The organism is Bacillus sp. FSL K6-0972, from assembly GCF_037976035.1.
GTDB classification, from domain to species: domain Bacteria; phylum Bacillota; class Bacilli; order Bacillales; family Bacillaceae; genus Bacillus; species Bacillus haynesii.
In genome coordinates this window covers 40001-64587 of sequence record NZ_CP150260.1, presented here as the reverse complement: position 1 = coordinate 64587, position 24587 = coordinate 40001, and the positions used below count along the sequence as shown (strand labels likewise).

At 44.3% G+C, this 24587-nt stretch carries 30 protein-coding genes (1 of these 30 cut by a window edge); 1 reads left to right on the top strand and 29 read right to left on the bottom strand.

The genetic code is table 11. From position 1 onward, the window contains the following. Positions 1–31: 31 nt before the first annotated feature. From MKX80_RS00350 to metG, 17 genes are all read right to left on the bottom strand, one after another. A complete protein-coding gene (locus MKX80_RS00350) occupies positions 32–262 on the bottom strand; it encodes an anti-sigma-F factor Fin family protein (protein ID WP_003178210.1) in 231 nt (76 codons plus the stop codon). A gap of 56 nt (positions 263–318) precedes the next feature. After that, entirely contained in the window at positions 319–885 is a 567-nt protein-coding gene (gene pth / locus MKX80_RS00345; RefSeq protein WP_154999867.1) for an aminoacyl-tRNA hydrolase, read from the bottom strand. A gap of 116 nt (positions 886–1001) precedes the next feature. Next, positions 1002–1628, bottom strand: coding sequence for a 50S ribosomal protein L25/general stress protein Ctc (locus MKX80_RS00340; protein WP_154999868.1), 627 nt, complete (start codon positions 1626–1628; stop codon positions 1002–1004). 80 nt (positions 1629–1708) lie between these two features. After that, positions 1709–2659 carry a ribose-phosphate diphosphokinase gene (locus MKX80_RS00335; protein WP_043926224.1) on the bottom strand — a complete coding sequence of 317 codons (951 nt, stop codon included), beginning with the start codon at positions 2657–2659 and terminating at the stop codon, positions 1709–1711. 20 nt (positions 2660–2679) lie between these two features. Further along, the gene (glmU, locus tag MKX80_RS00330) at positions 2680–4050 is read right to left on the bottom strand and encodes a bifunctional UDP-N-acetylglucosamine diphosphorylase/glucosamine-1-phosphate N-acetyltransferase GlmU (protein ID WP_154999869.1); all 1371 of its coding nucleotides are present in this window, start codon (positions 4048–4050) and stop codon (positions 2680–2682) included. Positions 4051–4367: 317 nt separating this feature from the next. Beyond that, positions 4368–4661: a septation regulator SpoVG gene (gene spoVG / locus MKX80_RS00325; protein WP_003178198.1), complete on the bottom strand. Its 294-nt coding sequence runs from the start codon at positions 4659–4661 to the stop codon at positions 4368–4370. Between the two features lie 179 nt (positions 4662–4840). Continuing rightward, positions 4841–5218, bottom strand: coding sequence for a 2-iminobutanoate/2-iminopropanoate deaminase (ridA, locus tag MKX80_RS00320; RefSeq protein ID WP_154999870.1), 378 nt, complete (start codon positions 5216–5218; stop codon positions 4841–4843). A 17-nt stretch (positions 5219–5235) separates the two neighbouring features. Next, a complete protein-coding gene (gene purR / locus MKX80_RS00315) occupies positions 5236–6069 on the bottom strand; it encodes a pur operon repressor (protein ID WP_154999871.1) in 834 nt (277 codons plus the stop codon). Positions 6070–6125: 56 nt separating this feature from the next. After that, positions 6126–6995, bottom strand: a complete 870-nt coding sequence (gene ispE / locus MKX80_RS00310) for a 4-(cytidine 5'-diphospho)-2-C-methyl-D-erythritol kinase (RefSeq protein ID WP_154999880.1) — start codon at positions 6993–6995, stop codon at positions 6126–6128. Positions 6996–7298: 303 nt separating this feature from the next. After that, on the bottom strand, positions 7299–7484 hold the full coding sequence (locus tag MKX80_RS00305) for a small, acid-soluble spore protein, alpha/beta type (RefSeq protein WP_003178189.1): 186 nt from the start codon (positions 7482–7484) through the stop codon (positions 7299–7301). A gap of 156 nt (positions 7485–7640) precedes the next feature. Next, entirely contained in the window at positions 7641–7901 is a 261-nt protein-coding gene (locus tag MKX80_RS00300) for a Veg family protein (RefSeq protein ID WP_003178187.1), read from the bottom strand. A gap of 225 nt (positions 7902–8126) precedes the next feature. After that, complete coding sequence (yabG, locus tag MKX80_RS00295) at positions 8127–9008, bottom strand: sporulation peptidase YabG (RefSeq protein ID WP_154999872.1); 882 nt, start codon at positions 9006–9008, stop codon at positions 8127–8129. A 160-nt stretch (positions 9009–9168) separates the two neighbouring features. Further along, a complete protein-coding gene (gene rsmA / locus MKX80_RS00290) occupies positions 9169–10047 on the bottom strand; it encodes a 16S rRNA (adenine(1518)-N(6)/adenine(1519)-N(6))-dimethyltransferase RsmA (protein WP_268342962.1) in 879 nt (292 codons plus the stop codon). Next, complete coding sequence (rnmV, locus tag MKX80_RS00285) at positions 10040–10600, bottom strand: ribonuclease M5 (RefSeq protein ID WP_154999874.1); 561 nt, start codon at positions 10598–10600, stop codon at positions 10040–10042. The genes rsmA and rnmV overlap by 8 nt, the downstream gene beginning before the upstream one ends. Positions 10601–10770: 170 nt before the next feature. Further along, entirely contained in the window at positions 10771–12096 is a 1326-nt protein-coding gene (locus MKX80_RS00280) for a G5 and 3D domain-containing protein (RefSeq protein ID WP_154999875.1), read from the bottom strand. A 116-nt stretch (positions 12097–12212) separates the two neighbouring features. Beyond that, positions 12213–12980, bottom strand: coding sequence for a TatD family hydrolase (locus tag MKX80_RS00275; protein WP_216931318.1), 768 nt, complete (start codon positions 12978–12980; stop codon positions 12213–12215). A gap of 84 nt (positions 12981–13064) precedes the next feature. Beyond that, positions 13065–15053, bottom strand: coding sequence for a methionine--tRNA ligase (gene metG, locus MKX80_RS00270; protein WP_268299912.1), 1989 nt, complete (start codon positions 15051–15053; stop codon positions 13065–13067). Between the two features lie 507 nt (positions 15054–15560). Between metG and MKX80_RS00265 the strand changes: the two genes are divergently transcribed. Next, complete coding sequence (locus MKX80_RS00265; protein WP_085959887.1) at positions 15561–15851, top strand: AbrB/MazE/SpoVT family DNA-binding domain-containing protein; 291 nt, start codon at positions 15561–15563, stop codon at positions 15849–15851. Positions 15852–15900: 49 nt separating this feature from the next. Here the strand turns inward: MKX80_RS00265 and rsmI are convergent, their stop codons facing one another. The 12 genes from rsmI to MKX80_RS00205 all read right to left on the bottom strand — a co-directional run. Beyond that, positions 15901–16779 (bottom strand): 16S rRNA (cytidine(1402)-2'-O)-methyltransferase, encoded by an 879-nt coding sequence (rsmI, locus tag MKX80_RS00260; RefSeq protein WP_154999881.1) that lies wholly within the window; start codon positions 16777–16779, stop codon positions 15901–15903. Beyond that, positions 16754–17047 (bottom strand): GIY-YIG nuclease family protein, encoded by a 294-nt coding sequence (locus tag MKX80_RS00255; RefSeq protein WP_043928911.1) that lies wholly within the window; start codon positions 17045–17047, stop codon positions 16754–16756. The genes rsmI and MKX80_RS00255 overlap by 26 nt, the downstream gene beginning before the upstream one ends. Next, a complete protein-coding gene (locus MKX80_RS00250; protein WP_020449796.1) occupies positions 17034–17777 on the bottom strand; it encodes a tRNA1(Val) (adenine(37)-N6)-methyltransferase in 744 nt (247 codons plus the stop codon). Before MKX80_RS00250 ends, MKX80_RS00255 begins: the two co-directional genes overlap by 14 nt. 64 nt (positions 17778–17841) lie before the next feature. Next, complete coding sequence (yabA, locus tag MKX80_RS00245; protein ID WP_154999878.1) at positions 17842–18204, bottom strand: DNA replication initiation control protein YabA; 363 nt, start codon at positions 18202–18204, stop codon at positions 17842–17844. Positions 18205–18218: 14 nt separating this feature from the next. Beyond that, positions 18219–19046, bottom strand: a complete 828-nt coding sequence (locus tag MKX80_RS00240) for a stage 0 sporulation family protein (protein WP_020449794.1) — start codon at positions 19044–19046, stop codon at positions 18219–18221. A 2-nt stretch (positions 19047–19048) separates the two neighbouring features. Then, entirely contained in the window at positions 19049–20038 is a 990-nt protein-coding gene (gene holB, locus MKX80_RS00235; RefSeq protein ID WP_020449793.1) for a DNA polymerase III subunit delta', read from the bottom strand. Positions 20039–20049: 11 nt separating this feature from the next. Further along, entirely contained in the window at positions 20050–20490 is a 441-nt protein-coding gene (locus tag MKX80_RS00230; protein ID WP_003178158.1) for a YaaR family protein, read from the bottom strand. An 11-nt stretch (positions 20491–20501) separates the two neighbouring features. Beyond that, positions 20502–20831, bottom strand: coding sequence for a cyclic-di-AMP receptor (locus tag MKX80_RS00225; protein WP_003178156.1), 330 nt, complete (start codon positions 20829–20831; stop codon positions 20502–20504). Between the two features lie 75 nt (positions 20832–20906). Then, complete coding sequence (gene tmk, locus MKX80_RS00220; protein ID WP_154999879.1) at positions 20907–21545, bottom strand: dTMP kinase; 639 nt, start codon at positions 21543–21545, stop codon at positions 20907–20909. Continuing rightward, positions 21542–22984, bottom strand: a complete 1443-nt coding sequence (locus MKX80_RS00215) for an aminotransferase class I/II-fold pyridoxal phosphate-dependent enzyme (protein WP_268316273.1) — start codon at positions 22982–22984, stop codon at positions 21542–21544. The genes tmk and MKX80_RS00215 overlap by 4 nt, the downstream gene beginning before the upstream one ends. Positions 22985–23124: 140 nt before the next feature. Then, on the bottom strand, positions 23125–24318 hold the full coding sequence (locus MKX80_RS00210) for a toxic anion resistance protein (RefSeq protein WP_154999620.1): 1194 nt from the start codon (positions 24316–24318) through the stop codon (positions 23125–23127). A gap of 15 nt (positions 24319–24333) precedes the next feature. Next, on the bottom strand, positions 24334–24587 hold the end of the coding sequence (locus MKX80_RS00205) for a 5-bromo-4-chloroindolyl phosphate hydrolysis family protein (RefSeq protein ID WP_268333040.1). The gene runs 364 nt beyond the window's last position; only the last 254 of its 618 coding nucleotides appear in the window; the start codon falls outside the window, past its right edge — the gene reads right to left on this strand; the stop codon is at positions 24334–24336.

Here is a 24587-nt window from a genome sequence, read left to right as displayed (position 1 = left end):
TGCTTTGGTCTAGTCTCTACACCAAAGCTATTTATTGAATAAACGAATGATATTGGTGATAATCCGGGTTTCGCTCAAGCGCTTCTTGACAATCTTCACATATCGTCTTTACGTGTAAATCCCCATTATCCATATAAGAAATCATATCGTTTCTTTCATCGTTTGTTAAGTGGTTAAAGCCTAACTGTTCACTGTTTACATAGGAATGATCAAGACTTCCGACTTTAACGCCGCAATGGCGGCAATAATAATGTAAAGCCATAAAAGAACCTCCATACCGAGTCTTTTTAAAACTAGTATGTTCCGTTCCCTTTTGCCTTATACCTTTGCATTAAATTCATTCATGACTTCTAAAAAAGGTTTTTCCAAAGAAGCTTCACAGGCCTTGGCCGATTGTCTGACGGCCTCTTGTATCGCCGGCTCTTCTTCATCTGAAAAAGCGCCAAGCACATAGTCGACGATTTTCATGCCGTTGACCGGACGGCCGATTCCGATTCGGATCCGGTTAAACTCCGTTGTTCCCAGATGCTGAATCATCGATTTGATGCCGTTATGGCCTCCTGCGCTTCCTTTTGTCCTCAGACGGATTCTTCCGGTCGGAAGATCCAAGTCATCGTAAATCACTTTCAAATTGTCAACAGGGATCTCGTAATAGTCCAAAAGCGGCCTCAAACATTCTCCCGATAAATTCATATATGTAAGCGGCTTAACAAGTAGAACCTTTTTGCCAGAAACAAATCCGATTCCGTATTGACCGTTGAACTTTGTTTTATCAAGTGGAATGTTCCACTCTTTTGAGAGCTCGTCAATCGTCATAAAACCTACATTGTGTCTCGTATTTTCATATGTTTTACCCGGATTTCCCAATCCTGCAAACACAAGCATTATTCTATGTCCTCCCTTAAGCAAAACCCTGCCTCAGCATACTGAGGGGGAGCATCCTAATTTCCCCTCATTCTAGCACAAAAGACGTAACCGCGGGAGGATTACGTCTTACGTATTTATTCTTCTTTTTCCTCTTCAGTGCCTTTTTCTGGTTCCTCAACGTCTTGAGCGGCTGATTCGGCTTCCGTTTCTTCCTGCTTTTGAGGAGGAAGAATGGATGCAACAACTTCATCAGGCTCATGGTTGAATGAATAATCGCCTTTAGACGGAATATCGCCGACGGTTAGAACATCGTTGACTTCGAGACTGGAAATATCAACCTCGATCGTTTGCGGAATGTTCTTCGGCTTTGCTGTGACAGACATCTCATAAAGCGGCTGCTGAAGAACACCGCCCTGTTTGATGCCCTCTGCTTCACCCGTAAGGTTTACAGGGACCGTCGCCTCCATTTCCACTTCCATATCAACCACTTTAAAATCGGCATGTACGATTGAATCTTTTAATGGATCCGTCTGCAGCTCAGTCACCATAACAGAGTGCTGATCACCGTTTATATCCAAGTTGATAATCGTATTTTTGCCCTCAGCGCGCAAGATTTTTAAAAGCTCGATACTGTCTAACGCAACGGATTTGTTCTCCAGATTTCTTCCGTAAATGACACCCGGCACAAACCCGGATTGCCGGATCTTTCTTAAAGAAGACCGTCTGGAATCCGTTCTTTCTTCCGCTTTTAAAATTGCCATATTCAGCACCATCCTATCGTTAGATTGGTCTTTCTAAAACCATACCCATAACGACAAAACTTTAAACCAGAATCAGCAAATTAATCGAACAGGAAGCTGACAGATTGTTTCTCATGCACACGAATAATTGCTTCTGCCAGAAGCGGTGCGACAGAAAGCTGCTTGAACTTCGCAATTTTCTTTTCTTCAGGAAGCTCAATGCTGTTGGTCACAACGAGCTCTTTAATTTTGGAATTGTCGATTCTTTCGATCGCCGGACCGGAAAGAACCGGATGTGTACAGCATGCATACACTTCCTCAGCGCCACTTTCGACGAGCGCATTGGCCGCAAGCGTAATCGTTCCTGCAGTATCAATAATATCATCAATTAAAATGGCCGTTTTTCCTTCAATATGTCCGATGATATTCATAACCTCGGCTACATTCGGCTTAGGTCGGCGTTTGTCGATAATCGCAATCGGCGCTTTCAAGCGGTCCGCCAATTTGCGGGCACGTGTCACACCGCCGTGGTCAGGGGACACGATCACGACATCCTTGAAATTTTTCTCTTCAAAATAATTTCCTAAAATCGGAACACCCATCAAATGATCGATCGGTATATCAAAGAAACCTTGGATTTGCGGCGCATGAAGATCAAGCGCAATCACGCGGGTAGCTCCGGCGGTTTCCAGCAGATTTGCCACGAGTTTGGCTGTGATCGGCTCACGGGAACGGGCTTTACGGTCCTGACGGGCATAGCCGTAATAAGGCATCACGATATTAATCGTTTTCGCCGACGCACGTTTCAGCGCATCCACCATGATCAAAAGCTCCATAATATGCTCGTTCACCGGTGCGCTGGTCGATTGGATGACATAGCAGTCGCAGCCGCGGATGCTTTCTTCAATGTTAATTTGGACCTCACCGTCGCTAAAGCGTTTAACAGAACTCTTTCCCAGCTCAACTCCGACGGCATCCGCGATTTCCTTCGCAAGACCCGGATTCGAGTTTAAAGAAAAAATCTTCAAATTGTCGTCTTCATATTTAGACATGGTAAACCTCCGATTTAGGATTATTTTTTGTGTATGTTCTCAACGTAGTCTTCTTTGTTGACTTGTCTTGCTCTGGCAATAGACAAAGCCCGGCCTGGTACATCGTCGGTAATCGTTGAACCCGCAGCTACGTATGCACCTTCGCCGACTGTTACCGGAGCGACCAAATTGGAGTTGCAGCCGATAAATGCCCCATTTTCAATTTTCGTTTTGAACTTATGTTTCCCATCATAATTTACGGTAATCGACCCGCAGCCAAGATTGACATCCGTTCCGATTTCCGCGTCCCCTATGTAGCTTAAATGAGATGCTTTGCTGCGATCACCAAATTCCGATTTTTTCACTTCGACGAAATTCCCGATCCTTACCTCATTGCCGATCTTTGAGTCGGGTCTGATATGAGCAAACGGTCCGATCGTAACATCGTCACCGACTTCACTGTCCACGATAACGGACTGCTTAATGACCGTTCTGCTGCCGATCGTACTGTTTTCCAGTTCGCTGTTCTGTCCGATGACCGCGTCCTCACCGATGGCAACCCGCCCTTTAATGACGGTGCCGGGATAAATCACGGTATCCCTGCCGATCACGGCTTCCGGTGAAATGTATGTGTTGTCGGGATCGATTAAACTGACGCCGTTTTGCATGTGGCGTTTATTGATCCGCTGCTTCATATAGATTTCCGCTTGTGAAAGGGCGACTCTGTCATTGACTCCGAGCGTTTCCTGGAAGTTGTCAGTCTGATAAGCGGCTACAGTTTCACCTTGATTTTTCAAGATCTCAATGACATCCGGAAGATAATATTCCCCTTGTACGTTGTCATTTGAAACCTGCTCGATCGTTTGAAAAAGAGCTTCGTTGTCAAAACAGTAGGTTCCTGTATTGATTTCTTTGACAAGCCTTTCCTCGTCTGTTGCATCTTTATGTTCGACAATTTTTGCAACATCGCCGTTTTCATTGCGAATAATGCGTCCGTAGCCTGTCGGGTCCTCCGCTACAGCGGTTAAAATCGTCACCTTTGCTGCTTTTTTCTGATGCTCCGTGAGCATGGCTTCCATCGTTTCGGCAGTTAATAGCGGGGTATCTCCGCAAATGACGATTGTCGTTCCTTTTTCGCTTCCAAGAATCGACTTGGCCTGCTTGACGGCATGGGCTGTGCCAAGCTGTTCAGCCTGCAGGGCATATTCGCTTTTTTCCCCGAGCTGTTTTTTGACATCTTCCGCACCATGTCCAACTATTGTGACAAGTTTTTCTAATGATAGCTTGCGAGCTTCATCGACAACATGCTCAACCATAGGTTTTCCGCAAACAGGATGAAGAACTTTATATAGCTTTGATTTCATTCTTGTTCCTTGACCAGCTGCTAACACAACTGCAAACCGCTTATCCATGTATTGGCCTCCATTATCCCTATTATCCATAGAAAAATATATCCTAAATATGAGTTGATTTCAAGCAAGCCAAAATGAGAAATCGGGAAATCAAGACAGCATATTTTGGATGTTCAGAGCATATTTAGGATTTACTGGTCAGGGAGACAAATTGATTCCTTCAGCATGCGCTTTACTCTTATCCGGATTCTCAAACCGTCATCTGCTTTACCTTCCTGTTACTGTTATACGCAATCGAAAACCATATATTGTCATTTTATTATGATAAGATCATTTTTTTTCAAAACAAAAAGGGCTTATCCATAAGCCCTTCTTTTTTAAGAAGCTCCAGCTTCTTCATATTCTATTTCCTCAACGTCACCCAAACGATGATATTCATTTAACACCGCGTCCTGAATTTTTCCGCGGGTGCTTGAGTTGATTGGATGAGCGATATCACGAAATTCTCCATCAGGTGTACGCTTACTTGGCATCGCAACGAAAAGACCATTGTTTCCATCAATTACACGAATGTCATGCACTACAAATTCGTGATCCAGCGTGATGGATGCAATCGCTCTCATGCGACCATCGGTATTCACGCGGCGTAATCTTACGTCGGTAACTTCCACAGTAGTTCACCACCTTTTCCCAATATAAAAACATTAGTGTAACTATTCAACGGTTTTTTTTGTTTTCCTGCATAATTAAAAATATTTTTGTAATATTGGGATAAAAAAACACTGAATTGACAAATTTTCCAAACAAAAAAGATGATTTTGAGACCAAAACCATCTTTTCAAAGTCTTTTCTATTTCACTAATGCGATGACTTCTATTTCAACGAGCGCGTCTTTCGGCAGCCTCGCCACCTCAACGCATGATCTCGCTGGTTTGTGGGTATCGAAGTACTGTCCGTAAATTTCATTCACTTCTGTGAATTGATTCATATCCGCCAAAAACACGGTTGCTTTGACGACAGTCTCCAGAGAGGCGCCCGCTTCTTTCAGCACGGCTTTTAAATTGCGGAAAACCTGATGCGTCTGTTCTGTGATGTCTCCAGTCACCATTTCACCCGACGGGGTCAACGGAATTTGCCCTGAACTGTAAAACATATTGTTGACAACAATTCCTTGTGAATACGGTCCGATCGCCGCCGGTGCTTCTTTTGTCTGAACAACCTTTGTCATCTCAAACTCCCCATTTCCTATTCATTTTCTGCAAAAAAACGCTGAAAGTTTCCGTTTTGTATTTCCACCTTTTTTTCCTTCATATCGATTTCAGAAAGCGTCAAAAGGGACATATACTCATCGACCAGCCGCTCCTTGACTCCCTGAGCCTCCACAAGAACACCGATGCCCGCTACATGGGCATTGAATTCATCGAGAAGATTGATCATGCCGTTGATCGTTCCGCCCGCTTTCATAAAGTCGTCTATGATCAAAACGTGCGAGCCCGTCCGCAAGCTGCGTTTTGCAAGAGACATCGTCTGAATGCGGTTGGATGATCCGGACACATAGTTGATACTGACTGTTGACCCTTCGGTTACCTTATTGTCTTTTCTGACGACCACTGTCGGCACATCAAGGTAGCTGGCTACCGCATATGCCAAAGGAATGCCTTTTGTCGCCACCGTCATCACGACATCGATCTCCCTGTCTGAAAAAGCGGAAGCGAAAATCTTGCCGGCCTTCGTTAATACAGAGGGCTTTCCAAGGATATCGGTTAAATACAAATATCCACCGGGCAATATCCGTTCCGAATCGACCAATGACTCACCGAGCGACTTTACAAATTCCTCCGCTTCATCGCGTTTTACCTTTGGAATGTATTTGACGCCGCCGGCTGCTCCCGGCACGGTCTGAAGCGTCCCGATTCCCTGCTGCTCAAAGGTCTGCTTTATAATGGTTAAATCTTCACTAATGGATGATTTAGCAGATTGATACCGTTCTGAAAAGAAGGTTAATGGCACTAAGACATGCGGATGGGTCAACAAATAATTTGTCAGATCCACCAATCTGCCGCTTCGACGAAACTTCATGCACTTACCTCCAAAATCCGAATATTTTTAAAAACAATATAACTTAACATACGGATTTAATCAAGTTCATTTTGTTCTCCGATCATCCGCACCGCATAAACCTGATCGCAAAACCCTCTTAATCCGTTATAGATTCTTTGCACTTTTGATTCGTATTGAACCAGTCCGAACACAGTGGGACCGCTCCCGCTCATCAGCACAGCATCGGCGCCGAACCGCTTCATTTGATTTTTGATCATCGCGACTTCGGGATGCATATTCAATGTAACAGATTCGAGAACATTGCCGAGCTTGCCACACATTTTTTGAAAATTCTTCTCTTCGATCGCAGTAATCATACCTTGAACATCCGGGTGTTCAATCTCGTCGACTTTCAGCTGCTTGTACACTTCTGCAGTTGATACGCCTATCGTCGGCTTTGCCAGCACAACCCAGCAGTGCGGCGGAGTCTCGATATGACGGATTTTCTCTCCCCTTCCCGTTGCAAGAGCCGTTCCTCCATGTACGCAAAAGGAGACATCAGATCCGATCTCAGCGCCGAGCTCAGCCAGTTCATTCATCGAAAGCTTCAAATCCCACAGACGGTTCAGCCCTCTGAAGACCGCAGCGGCATCGCTGCTTCCTCCAGCAAGCCCCGCCGCAACGGGAATCACTTTCGTAATAAAAATAGAAACACCTTTTTTAATGCCGTATCGTTCTTTCATGAGCATTGCAGCCTGATAAGCAAGGTTTCGCTGATCGTCGGGAACAAAGCGGTTATGCGAAGAAACCGTTACTTTATCTTCTGCCAGCTCGGTTAATTCAATCCGATCCGCCAAATCAATTGTCGTCATGACCATCTCTACTTCATGATACCCATCTGGACGTTTGCGGCGAACGTCGAGCGACAAATTAATTTTAGCCGGCGCCTTCTCTAAAATACGCAATCCATTCACCTACTTCTCCATCTAAACATAAGTATCCACATTGTAACATATTTTGAAGTACAGGACGTACAAATGCATGCGTTGCGGCAGGACGCCGCGCCGTTAGCATGCGATCCTTTTTCCTTACAAGTACAAATGCATGCGCCCGCGCAGAACGCCGTGACCTTAGCATGCGGTCATTCCTGCAGATCGCGAATGCCGTCCCCTCGCAATGAAACCTCAGGTCGCGTGCAGCGCGCTGAGCAGCTGAAAATGGATCAATGAAAAAACGGAGGACAGAAGCGCCCTCCGTATGTCACTGTTTTAATGATTTTGCTGATTTTGAGCCATATGCTGTTCGGCTAATTCGATGGCCCTCTTCACCATGTTGCCGGCGTCTCTGGCCCGAATTCCGCCCCAGCCCTCGGTTTTTACCGTATCGTAAAATCCAAGATCTTTAGCCAATTCATTTTTGAATTCCTCTGACATGATGCTTCGACGTCTGCCCATGCGAAACAGCCCCTTTCAAGTATCATACCATCCGTCTGACTCATCATAAAACAAGTGACATGTATTAGCTTTGCTCGATTTGTGCAGAACTTCCCCGAAAAATTTTGGATAAAAAAAGGCAAAACAAAAAGCAGCAAACATAAAGTCCGCTGCTTATTAAAGGGCTACTGAGCTGGTTTTATCATCAGAAAATCTCAATTCAACCGTCTCAGTAAGAATATCCGCATAACTGTATGAAACTCTTTCAAACGAATTCTCGTCTTGGTCTAGTTGTATCACAAAAACAGAAGGGTACGTCTCAGCTAAAATGCCCGAACGCTCAATCGTTTTTCGGCGGCCACCGTTTGCTTTTAACGTCAGCCTTTTTCCCAAATGTCCATCAAGCGATCTTTTAATATCGGACAACGTTTTCGCCATTGCATCCACCTCACTATATTCAGTATACACCAGAAGCCCATTTTTGTCAAATAAAATTTAAATTATATCAACGTTCATGAGCCTCTGTCAATAAAATAATTGTGACAAATTATACGCCGACTTTCCCTTATTTTCCTCAATTTTCGTTTCGTTATGTATGTTTTTTTAAAAAAAGGTAAAAACATTCGGCTGTATAGCAAAAAACCCGCCATCCGGCGGGCTCGTTTAATCGTTTGCTTTCGTTTTATATGGCATTCCGATACGCAATACGCCTCGCGTCTCAATCCCTCCGAGTCCCTTCTCCCTCGTCAAGGTATTTCTGAGCACTTCCCAGACGTTAATGCGGTCCATAAACGGAGTGAAGCTGATTTTTGCGACTATATAGACCGGGTCAAGCGCATGGATGTTGACTCTTGACGGAGAGCTTGCAAAATTTGCACCGGCTTTGATCAGTGATTCAAAATGGGACTGGCATGCGCCGGCAAAAATGACGAGCTGATCAAGATGGGGAATTTTTTTCCTCGCTTTTTGAACGGTTTCGATAAAATCTTTTGAATGCCTGTAGGCATCCAGATCGTTAATATCGCCCTTCTGCTTAGAATAGGCATCGTGTCCGGTGATGACGAGAAGATCCGGGCGGTACTCATCGATCAGTTCCTCGATGACTGATGACATTTTCTTTTCATAACAATGAATACCGTATACAGGAACCCCGATCTTTTCATAGAGCGCCAGACATTTTTTCAAATAAGCCGAATCCCCGTCTAAATGAAGGACTCTTCCGGGCATATGAAAGTACTGCTGCTGATTGTTATATTGGTTTGTGGCGCGGTACTCATGTTTATCGTGAAGGAGTTTGTAATCCTGGCGGAGAAGGTCGAGGGATTCCTTCATTCTCGTTTCTTCTTCCCGCTTTCTCATCTGCCGCTCAGCCTCGCGGACAATCTCCAGGTCCGCCAAATGTGCGTCAGCGATTAATCTGACCTCATCTCCGTGCAAAACGGCTACAGGTTCTCCATTTGCCGATTGATCAATTCGTATAATTCGAAATAAGATATCTCTTCGATAAGATTTTCTGACGACCATATCGCCTATTTTAAATTGCATGCTTTTCACTCCACACATAGACTAAGCCCCATCCTGTGAACATCAAACCATGAAAAGTAAAGGTGCTTCTTTAGCCTATGTGCCCGCCCTTCAAGTGGTGAACGGATGACAAGCCTGATCAGGCTTAAAGCCCGCCTTCAATAATAAAAAAAGCCCTCCATTAAAGAAGGACTTCTCTCAAGCGATCAGATAAGACGGCGAACTCTTCAATGCTAAGCGATTCTCCGCGTCGTTTTCCATCGATTTGTGAATCCTGAAGCGCTCTTTCAATTTTTGATTTATTCTCTTTGCCATTCGGCAGGTTGTTGACGAGATTGTTGAAAAGCGTTTTTCGACGCTGTGCGAAGCTTGCTTTTACGACCTGAAAGAAAAAGGCATCATCTTGAACCGCAACAGCCGGATCTTTCCTCAGGGTCAGCCTGATGACCGCGGAATCCACGTTAGGCTGGGGGACGAATACGGTCTTTGGCACATTCATGACCGTTTTGGCTTCCGTATAAAACTGAACCGCGATGGAAAGGGACCCGTATTCCTTTGTAGAAGGTTTTGCAGCCATTCGGTCCGCCACCTCTTTTTGAAGCATGACGACGATCCCTTTCAGCGGCAGATTTTCTTCTAAAAGCTTCATAATGATGGGAGTCGTGACGTAATACGGCAGGTTGGCGACAACCATCACCTCATCGCAGTCTTGAAACTGTTCGTCCATTACCGCTCGAACATCGGCTTTCAGGACATCCTGGTGAATGACAGTCACATTATCATACGGAGAAAGCGTATCTTTTAAAATCGGCAGAAGCCTTTGGTCGATTTCGAAAGCCGTCACTTTCTTCGCACGCTTTGCCAGCTGCTCGGTCAGTGCCCCGATCCCCGGACCGATTTCAATCACGCCTGTACGCTCCGTCACCCCGGCATGGTCGATAATTCTGTCCAATATGTTCGTGTCAATCAAGAAGTTCTGCCCCAGGCTTTTTTTGAATGAAAATCCGTATTTATTGAGAATTTCCTTCGTCCTAATTGGGGTGGCGATATCTTTATTCATGTTCTTCCTCCCGCAGCACAGCATCCAGTGCGCTTAAATAATCACTCTTTTTAATCTGAAACATTTGCAGCCGCTTTTGAAGCTGTTTCCCATTTGTATAGCCGATATTCAATATCTCGCCGAGCCGCTCCCTCCTTTGTTTTGCCAGAGGGCCTCCGATCAGGCCGGCTTCGATTAAATCCTGGGCCTCAATCTCAGGTTCCGTCGCTTCCATTTCCTCCTGAACGGTCTTTAAGCATTCGCGGATCGCCTCAAGCGAAGCGTGTTCGACACCGATTCCGCGCTTATTTTTAGGCTTTGCCAAATGCTTGGGCAAAAATGCATGCTTGCAGCCGGGGACTTTTTCTGCAATCGTTTTTCTGATTTTTTCCCCCGGGAAATCGGGATCGGTTAAAATAATAACCCCGCGCGTCTCCTGGGCAAGCCGAATCCGTTTGATGACGTCTTCCCCTATGGCTGATCCGTTCGTTTCGATCGTATCTGCATCAACAGCCGATTTGATTTTTGCTGTGTCATCACGGCCTTCGACAACAATGATTTCTTTAATCTTCATTTCTTCCTCCGTATGATAAAAAACCTTTTATTACATTTTTAAAATTATTGAAACCTTTTTGTAATAAAACCGTCTAATTTATTAGAAAACAAGATGGATCTATTATAACCAAAAAAACAGAGGGCGCAAAATCCTCCCTCTGCTTATATAAGAAGCATAATAAATGATATTTAGTTCAATACCTTGATTTTAACTCTTTTGTTTCCCCAGCGGTAAGCTGTAGACTTATTCGGAAAGAATACATCGATTTTACGGCCTTTGATGGCTGAGCCTGTGTCGGCTGCAACCGCATAGCCATATCCTTCTACATGTACTTTGGAACCCAGCGGAATGACGCTCGGATCGACAGCGATCACTTTAGCACCCGGATTATTTTTCAAATTAACGCCGGTCGCAGTGTGGCCTGAGCATCCGTTGCAGCTTGCCGTATAAGCTGTAGAGGATACATAAAATTCTTTTCCTGAGGATTGATTTCCACGCGATACATTCGCGCTGACTTTAGCCACTGCGGCTTGCTTTGTACCGACAGCGATAATTTTGGCTTTGCTTTCGGCTGCTGTTTCCTCTTTAATCAGTTCTCTGGAAACTTCCTTACCGTTTTTCATAACAACGGCATAGTGCTTTTTAAGCTTGCCATGTTTACCGTCCCGTACAACTTTTTCTTTTCCCTTTTCAAGTGAATCGTCCTCTTTTTTCTGGACTTCAAAAGGGATGTTCTCTTCCACTACATCGGTGACTTTTTTGATACGAGTAATGTGAATCGCCTGATCTTTTGTCAGCTTTTTATCAAGCGCAGGCTTTACTTCATCATCGCCCTTTATGCTGATCTTATGATGTTTTAAAAAGTCAGCGACCGTAGTCGAAGTCGTCCATATGTCTTTATCTTTACCGGCATCCTTTACGGTTACTTTAAAAGCCCTTTGCAAAGTCAGCTTCATATCTTTCGTTATTTCTTTATCAACTGAGGGGTCAATTTGATCGTGTTCCGCCAACTCTAAATTTAAATCTTTCAGAAGTTTGCCGACTGTACCCGCTGTTGTCCAGATTTCTTTTTCCTGTCCGTCGACTGTCAAATGAACAGGTTTTGCGGCAATATACTCAACATTCATGTTTGCCGTTAATTTTGTATCTTCAGCGGGAGAGATGTGATCTTCTTTCCTCGTCTCGATGTCTAAGCTTTTCAGCAGCCCACCTACGGTTGTAGCATTCGTGCGAACATCCTGCTTTTTGCCGTTTATCGAAATGGTGACTTGCTGTTTAGCGAGCTCATGTGCTCCGTAAGCAGTTCCGCTTCCTGCGACAAGCAGTCCAGCAGCAATCAGTATCCATCTGCTTTTGCTAAGCTTTACGGAAAACAGCTTTTTCATTTTTTGTATGATGAAAAACGCCTCCTTCTCCTCGGGGAGATTATATAGAGTATCTACAAGCCTGTCAACCCTCCTCTCTATTTTCTCCGCAAGCCCGCCATCTCTTTTATTATGGGAAAACCACCTCATAAAAGAAAGAAAGACTTGTCGACAAAGATATCCTATGAGTGTAAACAGACATGTAGAACTTTTTAGAACCGTCCCCCGAAGAGACAAGCTTGAACAAGGCTCGATATCAAATCGTGTCAGCTGATGCCGAAAAGTTTTTTTGCATTTTCTGTCGTGATGGCCGCTATTTCTTCATAAGTCATCCCTTTTAATTCAGCAATCTGTTCGGCGACAAGCTTGACATAACTTGGTTCATTCCGCTTCCCTCTGTATGGATGAGGCGTTAAATACGGGCAGTCCGTCTCAATTAAAAGTCGGTCATTTGGTATTTGTTTGACCACTTCCTTCGGCTTTTTGGCGTTTTTAAATGTGACGGGGCCGCCGAAAGATAGGTAGAAATTCATATTGATGCACTCTTGTGCAATTTCGGCGCTTCCAGTATAACAGTGCATGATCCCGCCGACTTCCTCGGCCCCTTCTTCCCGCAAAATAGAAACGACATCCTCCGTTGCATCACGGTTGTGAATCACGATTGGCAAGCCGACTTCTTTTGCCAAAGCGATCTGTTTTCTGAACACCTCTTTTTGAACGTCCTTCGGCGACTTATCCCAATGGTAATCAAGTCCCATTTCTCCGATCGCCACAACTTTCTCATGGGCGGACAGGCCTTTGATCCAAGCCAAATCTTCATCGGTCATATCAATTGCATCAACCGGATGCCACCCGATGGCAGCATAGATAAAATCGTATTCTTCAATCAATTCCATCGCACGCTTGATCGTCGGACGATCGAATCCTACAACAACAATGTGTTCCACTTTTTCTTCCTTTGCCCGAGCAATGACTTCTTCCAAATCCTCATTAAATTGCTCGGCATTTAAATGTGCATGTGTATCAAATAACATCAGAATGCCACCTTTTTTAAAAATTGTCGAAAAAACAAAAGGTGTTCGACGAAATGTTACACGTGGAACACCCTTTGCCTACATTTATTTGATTCGCGTTCCGTTTGCTAATGAACTGTCTACCGCTGCAAGCGACAGAACACCATTGTCTTCTCCAGCCAATATCATGCCTTGAGAAAGTTCTCCTCTTAGTTTGACCGGTTTTAAGTTTGTTACACAAATGACTTTCCGGCCGACAAGCTCTTCAGGTTTGTAATGCTTGGCAATTCCTGAAACGACTTGGCGTTTTTCAAAGCCCAAATCAAGCTGGAGCTTTAGCAGGCGGTCAGCTTTTTTGACGGGTTCGGCACGGAGTACTTCAGCCACTCTCAGCTCTGTGCTCATAAAATCGTCTATCGTGATTTCCGGAAGCCGTTCAGGTGCTTTTTTCTCCTGCTTCGGTTCTTCTTTTGGAGCCGTTCCCTGCATTTTTGATTTGATATAAGCAACTTCGTCTTCCGCCTCAAGACGCGGGAACAATGGTTCTCCTTTTTGAACGTTTACAGATGTCAGCTGGCCGAAGCTTTTGATGCTGTCCCAGGTTTTCAATGCCGCATCCGTGATGCCGAGCTGTGCAAAAATCTTTTCAGGCGTCTGCGTTAAGAACGGCTGCAGCAATACAGCGGTGATGCGCAATGACTCTGCCAAATGGTACATGACCGATTGAAGCTCTTTTTCTTTGTCCTTATCTTTTGCCAGTACCCAAGGGGCTGTCTCATCGATGTATTTATTCGTTCTGCTGACAAACTGCCACAATGATGAAAGCGCAACAGAAAACTCCATATTTTCGATCGCTTGTTCGTACGCTTCAATTGTTTTTTGCGAGAATGATGACAACGGTTCGTCAAAAGCGGTAACCGGGCCTTCATACGACTGAATCCGGCCGTCAAAGTATTTGTTGACCATGGCGACCGTTCTGTTCAACAGGTTGCCTAAATCATTCGCTAAATCATAGTTAATTCGCTCGACAAATCCTTCCGGTGTGAATACGCCGTCAGAACCGAACGGCACTTCGCGGAGAAGATAATAACGCAACGCATCAAGTCCGTATCTGTCGATTAATGTGACTGGATCAACCACATTGCCTTTTGATTTAGACATTTTTCCATCTTTCATCAGCAGCCATCCGTGGGCAAAAACCTTTTTCGGCAGCGGAAGGTCCAATGCCATCAGCATAATCGGCCAGTAGATGGTATGGAAGCGGACGATCTCCTTACCGACAAGATGTACGTCTGCCGGCCAATATTTTTGATAATTTTCATCGTTTGCCGTATTAAAGCCAAGTGCCGTAATGTAATTAAACAGCGCATCTATCCAAACATAGATGACATGCTTCGGATTGCCGGGCACTTTTATCCCCCAGTCGAACGTCGTCCGGGAAACAGCCAAATCTTCAAGACCCGGTTTGATAAAGTTGTTGATCATTTCATTTTTGCGGGACTCAGGCTGAATGAATTCAGGATTTTCTTCATAGAAAGCGAGCAGCCGGTCCGCGTATTTTCCCATGCGGAAGAAGTAAGATTCCTCTTTGATTAACTCAACGGGATGGCCGCTGTCAGGACTTTTTCCTCCGATCACTTCGCCTTTCTCGTTTCGCTCAACATCAACGAGCTGGGTTTCTGTGTAAAACGTTTCGTCAGGGATGCTATACCAGCCCTCATATTCGTCAAGATATATATCACCATTGTCAAGCAGCTTCTGAAAAACCTTTTCGATCACGTTTTTATGACGTTCCTCTGTCGTCCGAATGAAGTCGTCATTGGATATGTCGAGCTTTTTCCAAAGCTGCTGAATGTCTTCTGCCGCACGATCGACCAATTCCTGCGGAGTGATATTTTCCTTCTCCGCCGTTTGCTGGATTTTTTGTCCGTGCTCATCTGTACCTGTTAAGTATCTGACATCAAAGCCTCTCAGTCTTTTATACCGAGCCATTGCATCACCGGCAACGGTTGTGTAGGCATGTCCAATATGTAGCTTTCCACTTGGATAATAAATGGGTGTAGTGATGTAAAACGTATTTTTTTCTTGCGGCATGATGGAACCTCCCAATTAAAATGTCAAAAAACTCCCGCCCAAAGGACGAGAGCGGCATGTGTATTCATTCAGTATATACTCAATATATAATCCCTCTTTATATGATACCATCTTAGCCTTCAAGTTCAAGAAAATATACATTGTCGATCCATCATGAATACGGTCGATTACAAATTTTATAACAGAAAGAAATATTATACTTCGACAAAAAAATGCTTTCATTGTCGAATAATGTCGTATATAATCGATATGAGGAAAAACCTTAGTTCGAAAGTCTTGATTTAAGGGCTTTTTTTTGATTGAACATACTGTTTTATCATCTTCAATTCCCTTGTTACATCAGTTCTTCCAAGGTCTTTTGACTATATGATCTAATTTTTACAAACAATAGAAAAGAAAATGATTGACGTTTATTGGAAACCTTGTTATGCTAGGACTGTAAGGATTTTGTCGAATAATGACGAAGATAATAAACACCTATAAAAATAACAATCTTTCGGGAGGAGAATGAATATGAAATCTACAGGTATTGTACGTAAAGTTGATGAGCTAGGACGCGTGGTGATTCCGATCGAACTTCGCCGTACGCTTGGAATCGCAGAAAAAGACGCTCTTGAAATCTATGTAGATGACGAAAAAATCATCTTGAAAAAATATAAACCAAACATGACTTGCCAAGTTACAGGTGAAGTTTCTGATGACAACCTTAAACTCGCAGGCGGTAAATTGGTTCTTAGCCCTGAAGGCGCTGAGCAAATCATTAACGAAATTCAAGCACAACTTCAATCTCAAAAATAATTATTTTGATTATACAAAAACCGCTCTTGCCGAAGCAAGGGCGGTTTTTTTAGTTTTGAATATGATAAGCGTCATAAATTTTCCGTTTCGGAACGCCGCGGTCAACCGCGGTTTTTTTAATGGCTTCTTTTGAATGATATCCTTCGCTGATATAATGCTCAACATGTTCTTTTTCTGAAAGGTGCTCCCACCAGACCGTCTCTTCAATCGTTTCTTCGCGGTTGCTTCCCTCGATCACAAGGCAAAACTCTCCGCGCACCTGTTCCTGTTCAGCCCATGTGAGCGCTTCTTCGATCGAACCTCTGATAAATTCTTCGAATTTTTTCGTGAGTTCTCTTGTCAATGCGATTTGCCGGTTGCCGAATACCTCTTTGATGGCTGACAAAGTTTCTTTCAGCCGATGCGGCGACTCGTAAAAAATGATCGTTTCCTGTCTGTTCTTCAAAGCCTCGAGCTGTTTTTTCCTTTCCCGTTTGTTGCGGTCCAAAAAACCGAAAAAGAAAAACGGCTGCGGTGCAATGCCTGAGGCAATCAGTGCGGTCAAAGCGGCATTTGCACCGGGCAAAGGCACGACATAGCCGCCCATTTCGATAAAATCGCGGACGATTTCAGCCCCTGGGTCAGATATTGTCGGCATTCCGGCGTCACTAACCAACGCGACGTTTTTTCCTTCTTTCAGCCATTCCAAAATTTTGTGTCCGCTGCTTTCTTTATTGTGTTCATGGTAGCTGACAAGCTGTGTCTCGATTTCATATACATGGCACAATTTCTTCGTCTGCCTCGTATCCTCCGCAGCGATAATGTCCGCCTCTTTTAACACGGAAACCGCTCGAAATGTCATATCCTCTAAATTGCCGATGGGTGTCGGAACGAGATATAACATGCCCATGTCTGATTTTTGATCAAAGCTCTTTTGCCGGTTGATAATCAACACCCTCCCGTCTTTTTTCTTCTATATAACGTTCTTTGTTTTTTCTCGATAATTTTTTGAAATAGTACTCGGCCTGCATCGCTTCTCGTTTCGTTGAAAAGGACTCAGCATAATGGAGTTTAACCGGCAGCCTTGCCCTCGTATACTTGGCGCCTTTCCCGTCATTATGGGTTTTCAGGCGCTTCTCGATATTGTTTGTATAGCCGGCGTACAAACTGCCGTCCCGGCACGCAAGCACATAAAAGTAATGGCTACTCGTCTCCATATAAAATCTTCCTTATTTCAGGTGTATATTGATCTTGTTCATCATACACAAACAAAGGAGGCAGAATTTTCAGGTCAGGCCGGCCGTCTTTTATTCCTTCCACTAATATAGTGTTGGCTTCTTTGCTTTTTTTCGGGTAAACAAATTGGACCCGCTTCGGCTCGATTTGAAAGGCCTTCATCAATTCAAAAATTTCGAGCAGCCTCCCCGGCCGGTGAACGAGAGCGAGTTTGCCGCCCTGCTTTAATAGCTTGCTGCTGACGCGAACGACGTCTTCAAGCGTGCAGTAAATTTCATGTCTGGCAATGGCCAGATGTTCATTTAAGTTTTGCTCTGTTTTTTGCGGCGTCTTGAAATAAGGAGGGTTGCATGTGACGACATCAGCCTTATTGTATCCGAGCACCTGTGGCATATTGTTCAAGTCGTCCCTGATGAGATGAATTTGTTTTTGCAGGTTGTTGTATTCCACGCTGCGGAGGGCCATGTCATACAACCTTTCCTGAATTTCCACCCCGGTGATGGCGGCTTTTGTCCGGGTGCTGAGAAGCAGCGGAACAATCCCGTTCCCTGTGCACAGATCAATGATATTTCCTTTTTGTATCGGAACGTAAGCAAATTTCGACAGCAGAACAGCATCTAAGGAAAATGCAAAAACTGTCGGGCTTTGCACGATTTTCATATCTTCTGCCAGTAAATAATCCAGTCGTTCATCATCTTTTAATTGAATCATGTCTTTTCCCTTTCCTAAACACATTGTACCGTTAAAAAGGCTTCCGTTCCGCCGGAAGCCTTTCTTATTTTTTATTTAAAAACGAGAGACAGAACAGACAGTCTCCTTCTTTGCGAACACTTCCGTAATGAATGTTGCAAATATGGAAGCCCTCCTGATACAGGCGCGCCAAATTATCATGGCCCTCTCCAATATCAGCATGCCCTGTCTTTTCTGCTTTTATCTCTTTTTCATCGGATTTTGCGCTATTTAACCTTTGATCTGTCTCTTCCAGCCTCTTGCGCAAATGCTCGTTTTCAAGCTGTAAATGATTGTTTTCTTCAATCATTTCCCCGATATGCTGCTTGAGATCTCCAAGCTGGCGGTAAAGGGACCCGATTTGTTCTTCTAAACTTATCACTGTATCAAACAATTCTTTTTTATCCAAGGTTTCACACCTCGTTAATCTGTGGTTTGTGCAGATACGACACCTTCTTGCAACAGCTCATCCCACGTATATTCAACGACTTTGTCGCAGTCTGTCAGTTCGACCTGGAGAATGCGTTCGAGAATATTCAACCCGACGACTTTTGCCGGGCCGTTGGATGTGGCGATCACTTCCCCGATATCCGGAAGCTGTTCTTTTGCTGTTTCGTATTCATCGTTTTCATACTTCAGACAGCACATCAGCCGTCCGCATAGTCCGGAAATCTTCGTCGGATTCAGCGACAGATTTTGATCCTTTGCCATTTTAATAGAAACGGGCTCAAAATCACCTAAAAATGTGGAACAGCAAAGCATTCTTCCGCATGGTCCGATACCGCCGAGCATCTTCGCTTCATCCCTGACGCCGATTTGTCTCAGCTCGATTCTCGTCTTAAAGATTGATGCCAAATCTTTGACAAGTTCTCTAAAATCGACTCTTCCATCAGCCGTAAAATAAAAAATGACTTTGTTGCGGTCAAAAGTGAATTCCACATCGACCAGCTTCATCTCAAGGCCATGCTCGTTAACCTTTTTCTGGCAAACATCAAAGGCGGACAGCGCAGCTTCTTGATTCTCTTCAACGATCAGGCGGTCGCGCTCATCCGCAACTCTGATCACTTTTCTTAAAGGCAGCACGACATCGTTCTCGTCTACTTTCTTGTTGGCGATGACAACCTGCCCGTATTCAACACCGCGAACCGTTTCGACGATCACACAGCTGTCTTTATCTATCTGAAATCCGTTCGGATCGAAATAATATATTTTGCCCGCTTTTTTAAAGCGGACACCAATAACGTTGTACAAGCTTATCCCTCCTGCAGCATTAAAACCAAGTGCTCCATTAATCCTTGAGCATTCACATTGGAATAAAGCCGTTTTTTTGCTTCTAAAACAGCAAGTATCTGGTTTGTCACTCTTTGTTGTGTTGTTTGCAGCGCATGCTGTTTTAATGATTGGAATAAGTCCTGAAATAGTATTTTATCTTCATGTCCCAACTGAATGGACAACACGTCGCGATATATAAATAAAAGCATATCAAGACCCATTTCTTGGTGGTCTTTCTCCTTGAAAAAGGGCATCCACTGATCTTGAATATAGAAAAAAGCATGTCCTTTTCGCTGGTGTAAGACTTCATACAATTTTATCACTTTCGCTCGCGACTCTGCAAACTGATCATTTCGACTCAATTCGAGCGCTTCCGATAAATTGTTTGTCATATTCGACAAAAGGGCTGCAATATTCGGTGAGACCTCTTGTTTGATCAGTTCTTTTTCAATTGATTCGGGCTGCAAAGACTGAAAGGACAAAACCTGGCATCTCGATATGATCGTATCGAGCAATTTTTGCGGCTGTTCCGTTAAAAGAACAGCGATTGTATCGCTGCTCGGCTCCTCTAAAAACTTCAGAAGGCTGTTCGCCGCATTGACCGTCATTTGATCCGCATGGGAAATAATGTACAGCTTTTTATGCGATTCCAAACCGGTCTTTGAAAACTCTTCCTGAAGCGCCTGGATTTGTCCCTTTTTAATGGAAAGGCCGTCCGGATGCACGACGTGTACGTCCGGGTGGTTTCCTGATTCAATCCGCTGACAGTTCCTGCACGACTCACATGGCTCTGCTCCGTCTTCAAGGCAAAAAAAGCTTTTTGCGAGAAGAGTTGCCGCGTCTAATTTGCCCGTCCCTTTGCGCCCTTCAAATAAATAGGCATGGGCAAGCCGATTTCTTTCTATACTATTTTGCAAAAGCTTCATGACCCGTGGCTGAAGCTTCTGCATTTCTGTCCAGGTTGTAGCCATACCATCACTCTCTATGTGTAAAGGTTTATCAGTAAACCCTTTATTTCGCCAATGCGTTCTAAAAGTTCGATAGAGGATTTTTCTTGATCCATAAGGTCCTCTGTTAATTGCACAAGCTTTTCGTCCAGTTCTTTTACAATGCTTAATGTCCGGCTGTTTCCGTACAGATCGAAGCTTCTTGAATTCTCCACCGTCAGACCGTTTTCAACGGTCTCTTTTACAAATCGTTTGATCAAGCCTTTGAACCTGGCCAAATCTTTGAAGTTTCTCGATTTTGAGAGGCGTTTTCCGAACGCTTCAATATCTGTTAAAAGCATTGTCAGCTGTTCAACTCGAAGCTTGCCGCTTTGTATATTCATCTTCTCTTTAAATGAAGCAGAAACATTTTCCCCTCTTGCAGGCGGAGTCTGCTGTTTCTCTATCATTGTACGCAGTTCTTGACTTATTTTCATATCCTCAACCCTTAAAATTGATGGAATTGCTCGATCGGCAGTACAAAAACGGTTGCTCCGCCCACTTCAACCTCAACGGGATAAGGAACATATGAATCGGCATTTCCGCCCATTGGAGAAACAGGGGCAATCAGCTGATCGCGCTTGCTTCCGTTTTCTTTTATTAAGCTTAAAGCTTTGTCTACTCGAATATCATCTACACCCAACATAAAGGTTGTGTTTCCCGATTTCAGAAAGCCGCCGGTTGACGCCAGTTTGGTCACGCGAAAATTGTGATCGGTCAAAGCCTTTAAAAGCCGGTTGCTGTCTTGGTCTTGAACAACAGCTATAATTAACTTCATATGAAAAGCCCCCTTTTGGATGGAAACACTTTAAGGATACTCTTGTTACCATTATAACAATGAATGGTAAACAGGTCACAACTGATTTTCTTTTAATGCTTCCTCAATGATGTTATTTACCCTTTTTAACACATGTTCAACATTCTGACTGGCATCCACGATCCGAAACCGTCCGGGAAACCGGTTCATAACTTCTTCATAGCCTTTTTGAACAAGCTGATGAAAGTGGATTTTTTCCAGATCAAGCCGGTTTTTCTCTCGGGCATGATTTAAATTGATCCGTTTCATTCCCTCTTCCGGATCGATGTCGAAATAAATCGTCACATTCGGCATCATGCTGCCGATCGCAAATTGATTAACAGAAAATACTTCATCAATGCCGAGTCCCCTGGCATACCCCTGATAAGCAAGCGAGCTGTCGATGAACCGGTCGCATAAGACGATTTTCCCTTCTTCAAGCGCCGGTTTTACTTTTTCGACAAGGTGCTGCCTTCTTGCGGCCGCATATAACAAGGCCTCTGTTTTTGGATCCATAGCTGTATGGCTTGGATTTAAAATAACCTCGCGAATTCGTTCAGATATTTCAATGCCGCCCGGCTCCCTTGTCGCAAGAACAGAATAGCCGTTTTTCTTCAATTGGTCTGCCGCAGCCTGAAGGATTGTCGTTTTCCCCGCACCTTCAGGCCCTTCAAAAGTAATAAATAAACCGTTCATGATTTCTCCTCTTCTATATATACAGTTAGTTGCTTTTGTTTGAGCTGATTGCTGCCCTGAATGTGTACATTCAGATCGATGAGCCGCGTCAGCCGGCTGATCGTCTCTTTTGTTATTCTCTCACCCGCCATGATCAACGGAATACCTGGAGGGTATGGTATGACCGGTTCTGCGCTTATTCTGCCCGCCGCTTCGGTAAAAGGCACCGATTCTTTTTTGAAGGCGGACAACTTGTTTTTCCGATAAGGCAAAGCCGTGACTTTTTCAGAAGGGATTCCGATTCCGGCAGGATGATCGTGTTGAACAGCTGTATCTTTTATTCTTTTGCCGATTGTGCTGATCAGTTCCGGCGCAGGCATATTTTTTCCTTCAAGCGGCAGGATCAACAGGACTTGCCTTTCATCCGCCAATTCAGGATGGATGCCGTTTGCTTCAAATATGGATTTCAGTTCAAAACCCGAGTGGCCGTACGCTGATCTGATACACAGCTTAAGCGGATCTTGCTGGATACGGGCATCAGCCGGCTCGACGATCTCGGCTCCGTTTATTTGAGAAAAGACTTCTTTCAAGTTGAGGAGCTCTTTCTCAATATCGGCTGTTCGATTTGTTTTCAAGAGATCTTCAGCGTATGCCCTGGCTATATCCAAAGATGCCATGATTGGATAAGAAGGACTGCTGCTTTGAAGCACGGACAGATAGTATGCCAGTCTGTCTCTGTTGATCCTGCTGCTGTTAAGATGCAGATAAGACCCCATCGTCATCGCCGGGAGCGTTTTATGCGCGGACTGGACGACGACATCGGCGCCCGCTTTCAGCGACGACTGGGGAAATGGATGGCCCAGCACAAAATGGGCGCCGTGAGCCTCGTCGACTAGAACGGGAATACCGTGTTGATGGGCCTCTTCTATGATCGGCTTCAGATCAACTGCATGTCCGTAGTAATTGGGATATGTCAACACAATCCCTTTAGCGTACGGATATTGTGAAATTGCATCTTCAACCGTTTCATACAGTATATGTGTGGGAACGGCCATCGCCTCATCAATTTCCGGTGTCAAAAAAACCGGATGAGCGCCTGAAAGTTCAATCGCATGAAATACAGACTTATGGCAGTTCCGCTGAACGAGTATCGTGTCACCCGGCTGACAAACAGCCAAGATCATAGCCAGATTCCCGACGGTCGAACCATTGACGAGAAAAAAACTTTCTTCCGCGCCATAAAGCTGCGAAACTAAATCCTGTGCTTCCTTGATGACGCCTGATGGCTCATGCAAATCATCCAGACCCGTCAGTTCAGTTAGGTCCACTTTGAGAATCGTTTCAAAAAAAGTTTTCGCTTCATCAAAAAAGACATCTCCATTGTGATGTCCCGGAACGTGAAAAGAATAATGATGTCCTTCAGCATGGTTCACCAATGCTGTATATAAAGGTGTCTTCATATAAACCGATCCTTTAGTCATCTTCTCTATTTTCTTCGGCACCCGGGGGCTGCCGGATGCCGGTATGACATTCTGCATTTATTATACCCTTCAAGGCGGATTACATAAAGGGCGGACGTTTTGGTAAATGTTTATCTTGCTTATGATAAACGGTTTTGGTTTTCTTTCATGTCCAGCAGCTTAGCCTTGAGACCGTCTTCCATTGCCCTTATTTCTTCTTCTGCCTGCAGGCGCTTTGAACGGCCTTCCTCTTGAATTTTAAGCGTCTCCTCGAGTGTTCCAATCAGATTGTCCTGCACTTGTTTCAATGTTTCGATATCGATAAAGCCCCGCTCATTTTCCTTGGCCGTTTCGATCGTATTGGCCTTCAGCATCTCGGCATTTTTCAAGAGCAGTTCGTTTGTTGTGGCTGAGACCTGTTTTTGAGCCTCTACTGCCCGGCGCTGCCTCAACAGGGTGAGCGCAATAGCAACCTGATTTTTCCAGAGAGGAATTGCTGTCATAATCGAGGATTGGATCTTTTCCGCCAGCACTTGATTTGTGTGTTGGATCAAACGGATTTGCGGGGCGCTCTGCAACGTAATTTGTCTGCTTAACGTTAAATCATAAACCCGCTTTTCAAGCCGGTCGGCAAACTGAATCATATCGTTTACTTCCTGAACGGCCATATGATGATGTTCTGTTTTCGATTTCTCTTTTAATTCGGGAATGGTTTTATGATTTAATTGTTCAAGCTTCAGTTGCCCGGCTGCAATATAGACATTCAGTGCTTCATAATATTCTTTATTTTTTTCATAAAGCCGTTCGAGCATCTTATTATCATTGATCAGCGCGCTCTTGGAATGCTCAAGTTTTACGCTGATTCTGTCTATTTGGGCGCCGGTTTTTTGATACCTTGATAATACTTCTTGAACAGAATGGGATACTCTTCCGAAAAAACGGGAAAAGAAGTTCCTTTTTTCAGTTTTCAATTCATCAGGGCTGACCTGTTCAAGCTTTTTCATTAGGTCGCTTAAAACCTGACCAATTTCACCGATATCTTTTTTTTGGACGTGCTCAAGCATCTCGTGTGAAAAGTTCAAGAGCTTGGATTGAGCTTGCGTTCCATACAGAGTAATGCTGTTATGGTTTTTCGGATCGATCTGTTCGGCCAGTTGAAATGCCTGCCGGCGTTTTTCTTCAGATAACGTATCAACCAGATTTACTTGCTGCTCGCGGTGTTCTTCCGCCACGCCGGAAACAGGCGCTTCTCCTTGTCCAAAAGGATCGGAAAGCAAATCATCAATTTCAAGCTGTGCGCCAGTTTTGTGTAACGATGGTTTATATTCGCTCATTTTAGCTTTCCTCCATCAGCTTTTTTTCATTGAATGCTTCGCGACGTCCAGTTCAAACTCCAAGTGGTCAATGTCTGTTTTCAGCAAGTCATAAAGGTCGTCTTCCAATTGCTTGGCTAGCTTATCGATCATCATGCGCGTTTCGCTTAAAGAAACTTCAAGCTTCGCATTGCGCTTTGGCTGTGACGCCAAAAACGCATGCTTTTCCGTCAGTTCAACAATTGAATCGAGGCTTTGATAATAAAAGCGTTCAACCTGGTAAAAACGCT

Coding starts and splice junctions, on each gene's coding strand:
- MKX80_RS00350 (WP_003178210.1), bottom strand. CDS start 262: ATGGCTTTACATTATTATTGCCGCCATTGCGGCGTTAAAGTCGGAAGT.
- pth (WP_154999867.1), bottom strand. CDS start 885: ATGCTTGTGTTTGCAGGATTGGGAAATCCGGGTAAAACATATGAAAAT.
- MKX80_RS00340 (WP_154999868.1), bottom strand. CDS start 1,628: ATGGCAATTTTAAAAGCGGAAGAAAGAACGGATTCCAGACGGTCTTCT.
- MKX80_RS00335 (WP_043926224.1), bottom strand. CDS start 2,659: ATGTCTAAATATGAAGACGACAATTTGAAGATTTTTTCTTTAAACTCG.
- glmU (WP_154999869.1), bottom strand. CDS start 4,050: ATGGATAAGCGGTTTGCAGTTGTGTTAGCAGCTGGTCAAGGAACAAGA.
- ridA (WP_154999870.1), bottom strand. CDS start 5,218: ATGACAAAGGTTGTTCAGACAAAAGAAGCACCGGCGGCGATCGGACCG.
- purR (WP_154999871.1), bottom strand. CDS start 6,069: ATGAAGTTTCGTCGAAGCGGCAGATTGGTGGATCTGACAAATTATTTG.
- MKX80_RS00305 (WP_003178189.1), bottom strand. CDS start 7,484: ATGGGCAGACGTCGAAGCATCATGTCAGAGGAATTCAAAAATGAATTG.
- MKX80_RS00300 (WP_003178187.1), bottom strand. CDS start 7,901: ATGGCGAAAACGTTGTCCGATATTAAAAGATCGCTTGATGGACATTTG.
- yabG (WP_154999872.1), bottom strand. CDS start 9,008: ATGCAATTTAAAATAGGCGATATGGTCGTCAGAAAATCTTATCGAAGA.
- rsmA (WP_268342962.1), bottom strand. CDS start 10,047: ATGAATAAAGATATCGCCACCCCAATTAGGACGAAGGAAATTCTCAAT.
- rnmV (WP_154999874.1), bottom strand. CDS start 10,600: ATGAAGATTAAAGAAATCATTGTTGTCGAAGGCCGTGATGACACAGCA.
- MKX80_RS00280 (WP_154999875.1), bottom strand. CDS start 12,096: ATGAGGTGGTTTTCCCATAATAAAAGAGATGGCGGGCTTGCGGAGAAA.
- MKX80_RS00275 (WP_216931318.1), bottom strand. CDS start 12,980: ATGTTATTTGATACACATGCACATTTAAATGCCGAGCAATTTAATGAG.
- metG (WP_268299912.1), bottom strand. CDS start 15,053: ATGCCGCAAGAAAAAAATACGTTTTACATCACTACACCCATTTATTAT.
- MKX80_RS00265 (WP_085959887.1), top strand. CDS start 15,561: ATGAATATGAAATCTACAGGTATTGTACGTAAAGTTGATGAGCTAGGA.
- MKX80_RS00255 (WP_043928911.1), bottom strand. CDS start 17,047: ATGGAGACGAGTAGCCATTACTTTTATGTGCTTGCGTGCCGGGACGGC.
- MKX80_RS00250 (WP_020449796.1), bottom strand. CDS start 17,777: ATGATTCAATTAAAAGATGATGAACGACTGGATTATTTACTGGCAGAA.
- holB (WP_020449793.1), bottom strand. CDS start 20,038: ATGGCTACAACCTGGACAGAAATGCAGAAGCTTCAGCCACGGGTCATG.
- MKX80_RS00230 (WP_003178158.1), bottom strand. CDS start 20,490: ATGAAAATAAGTCAAGAACTGCGTACAATGATAGAGAAACAGCAGACT.
- MKX80_RS00225 (WP_003178156.1), bottom strand. CDS start 20,831: ATGAAGTTAATTATAGCTGTTGTTCAAGACCAAGACAGCAACCGGCTT.
- tmk (WP_154999879.1), bottom strand. CDS start 21,545: ATGAACGGTTTATTTATTACTTTTGAAGGGCCTGAAGGTGCGGGGAAA.
- MKX80_RS00215 (WP_268316273.1), bottom strand. CDS start 22,984: ATGAAGACACCTTTATATACAGCATTGGTGAACCATGCTGAAGGACAT.
- MKX80_RS00210 (WP_154999620.1), bottom strand. CDS start 24,318: ATGAGCGAATATAAACCATCGTTACACAAAACTGGCGCACAGCTTGAA.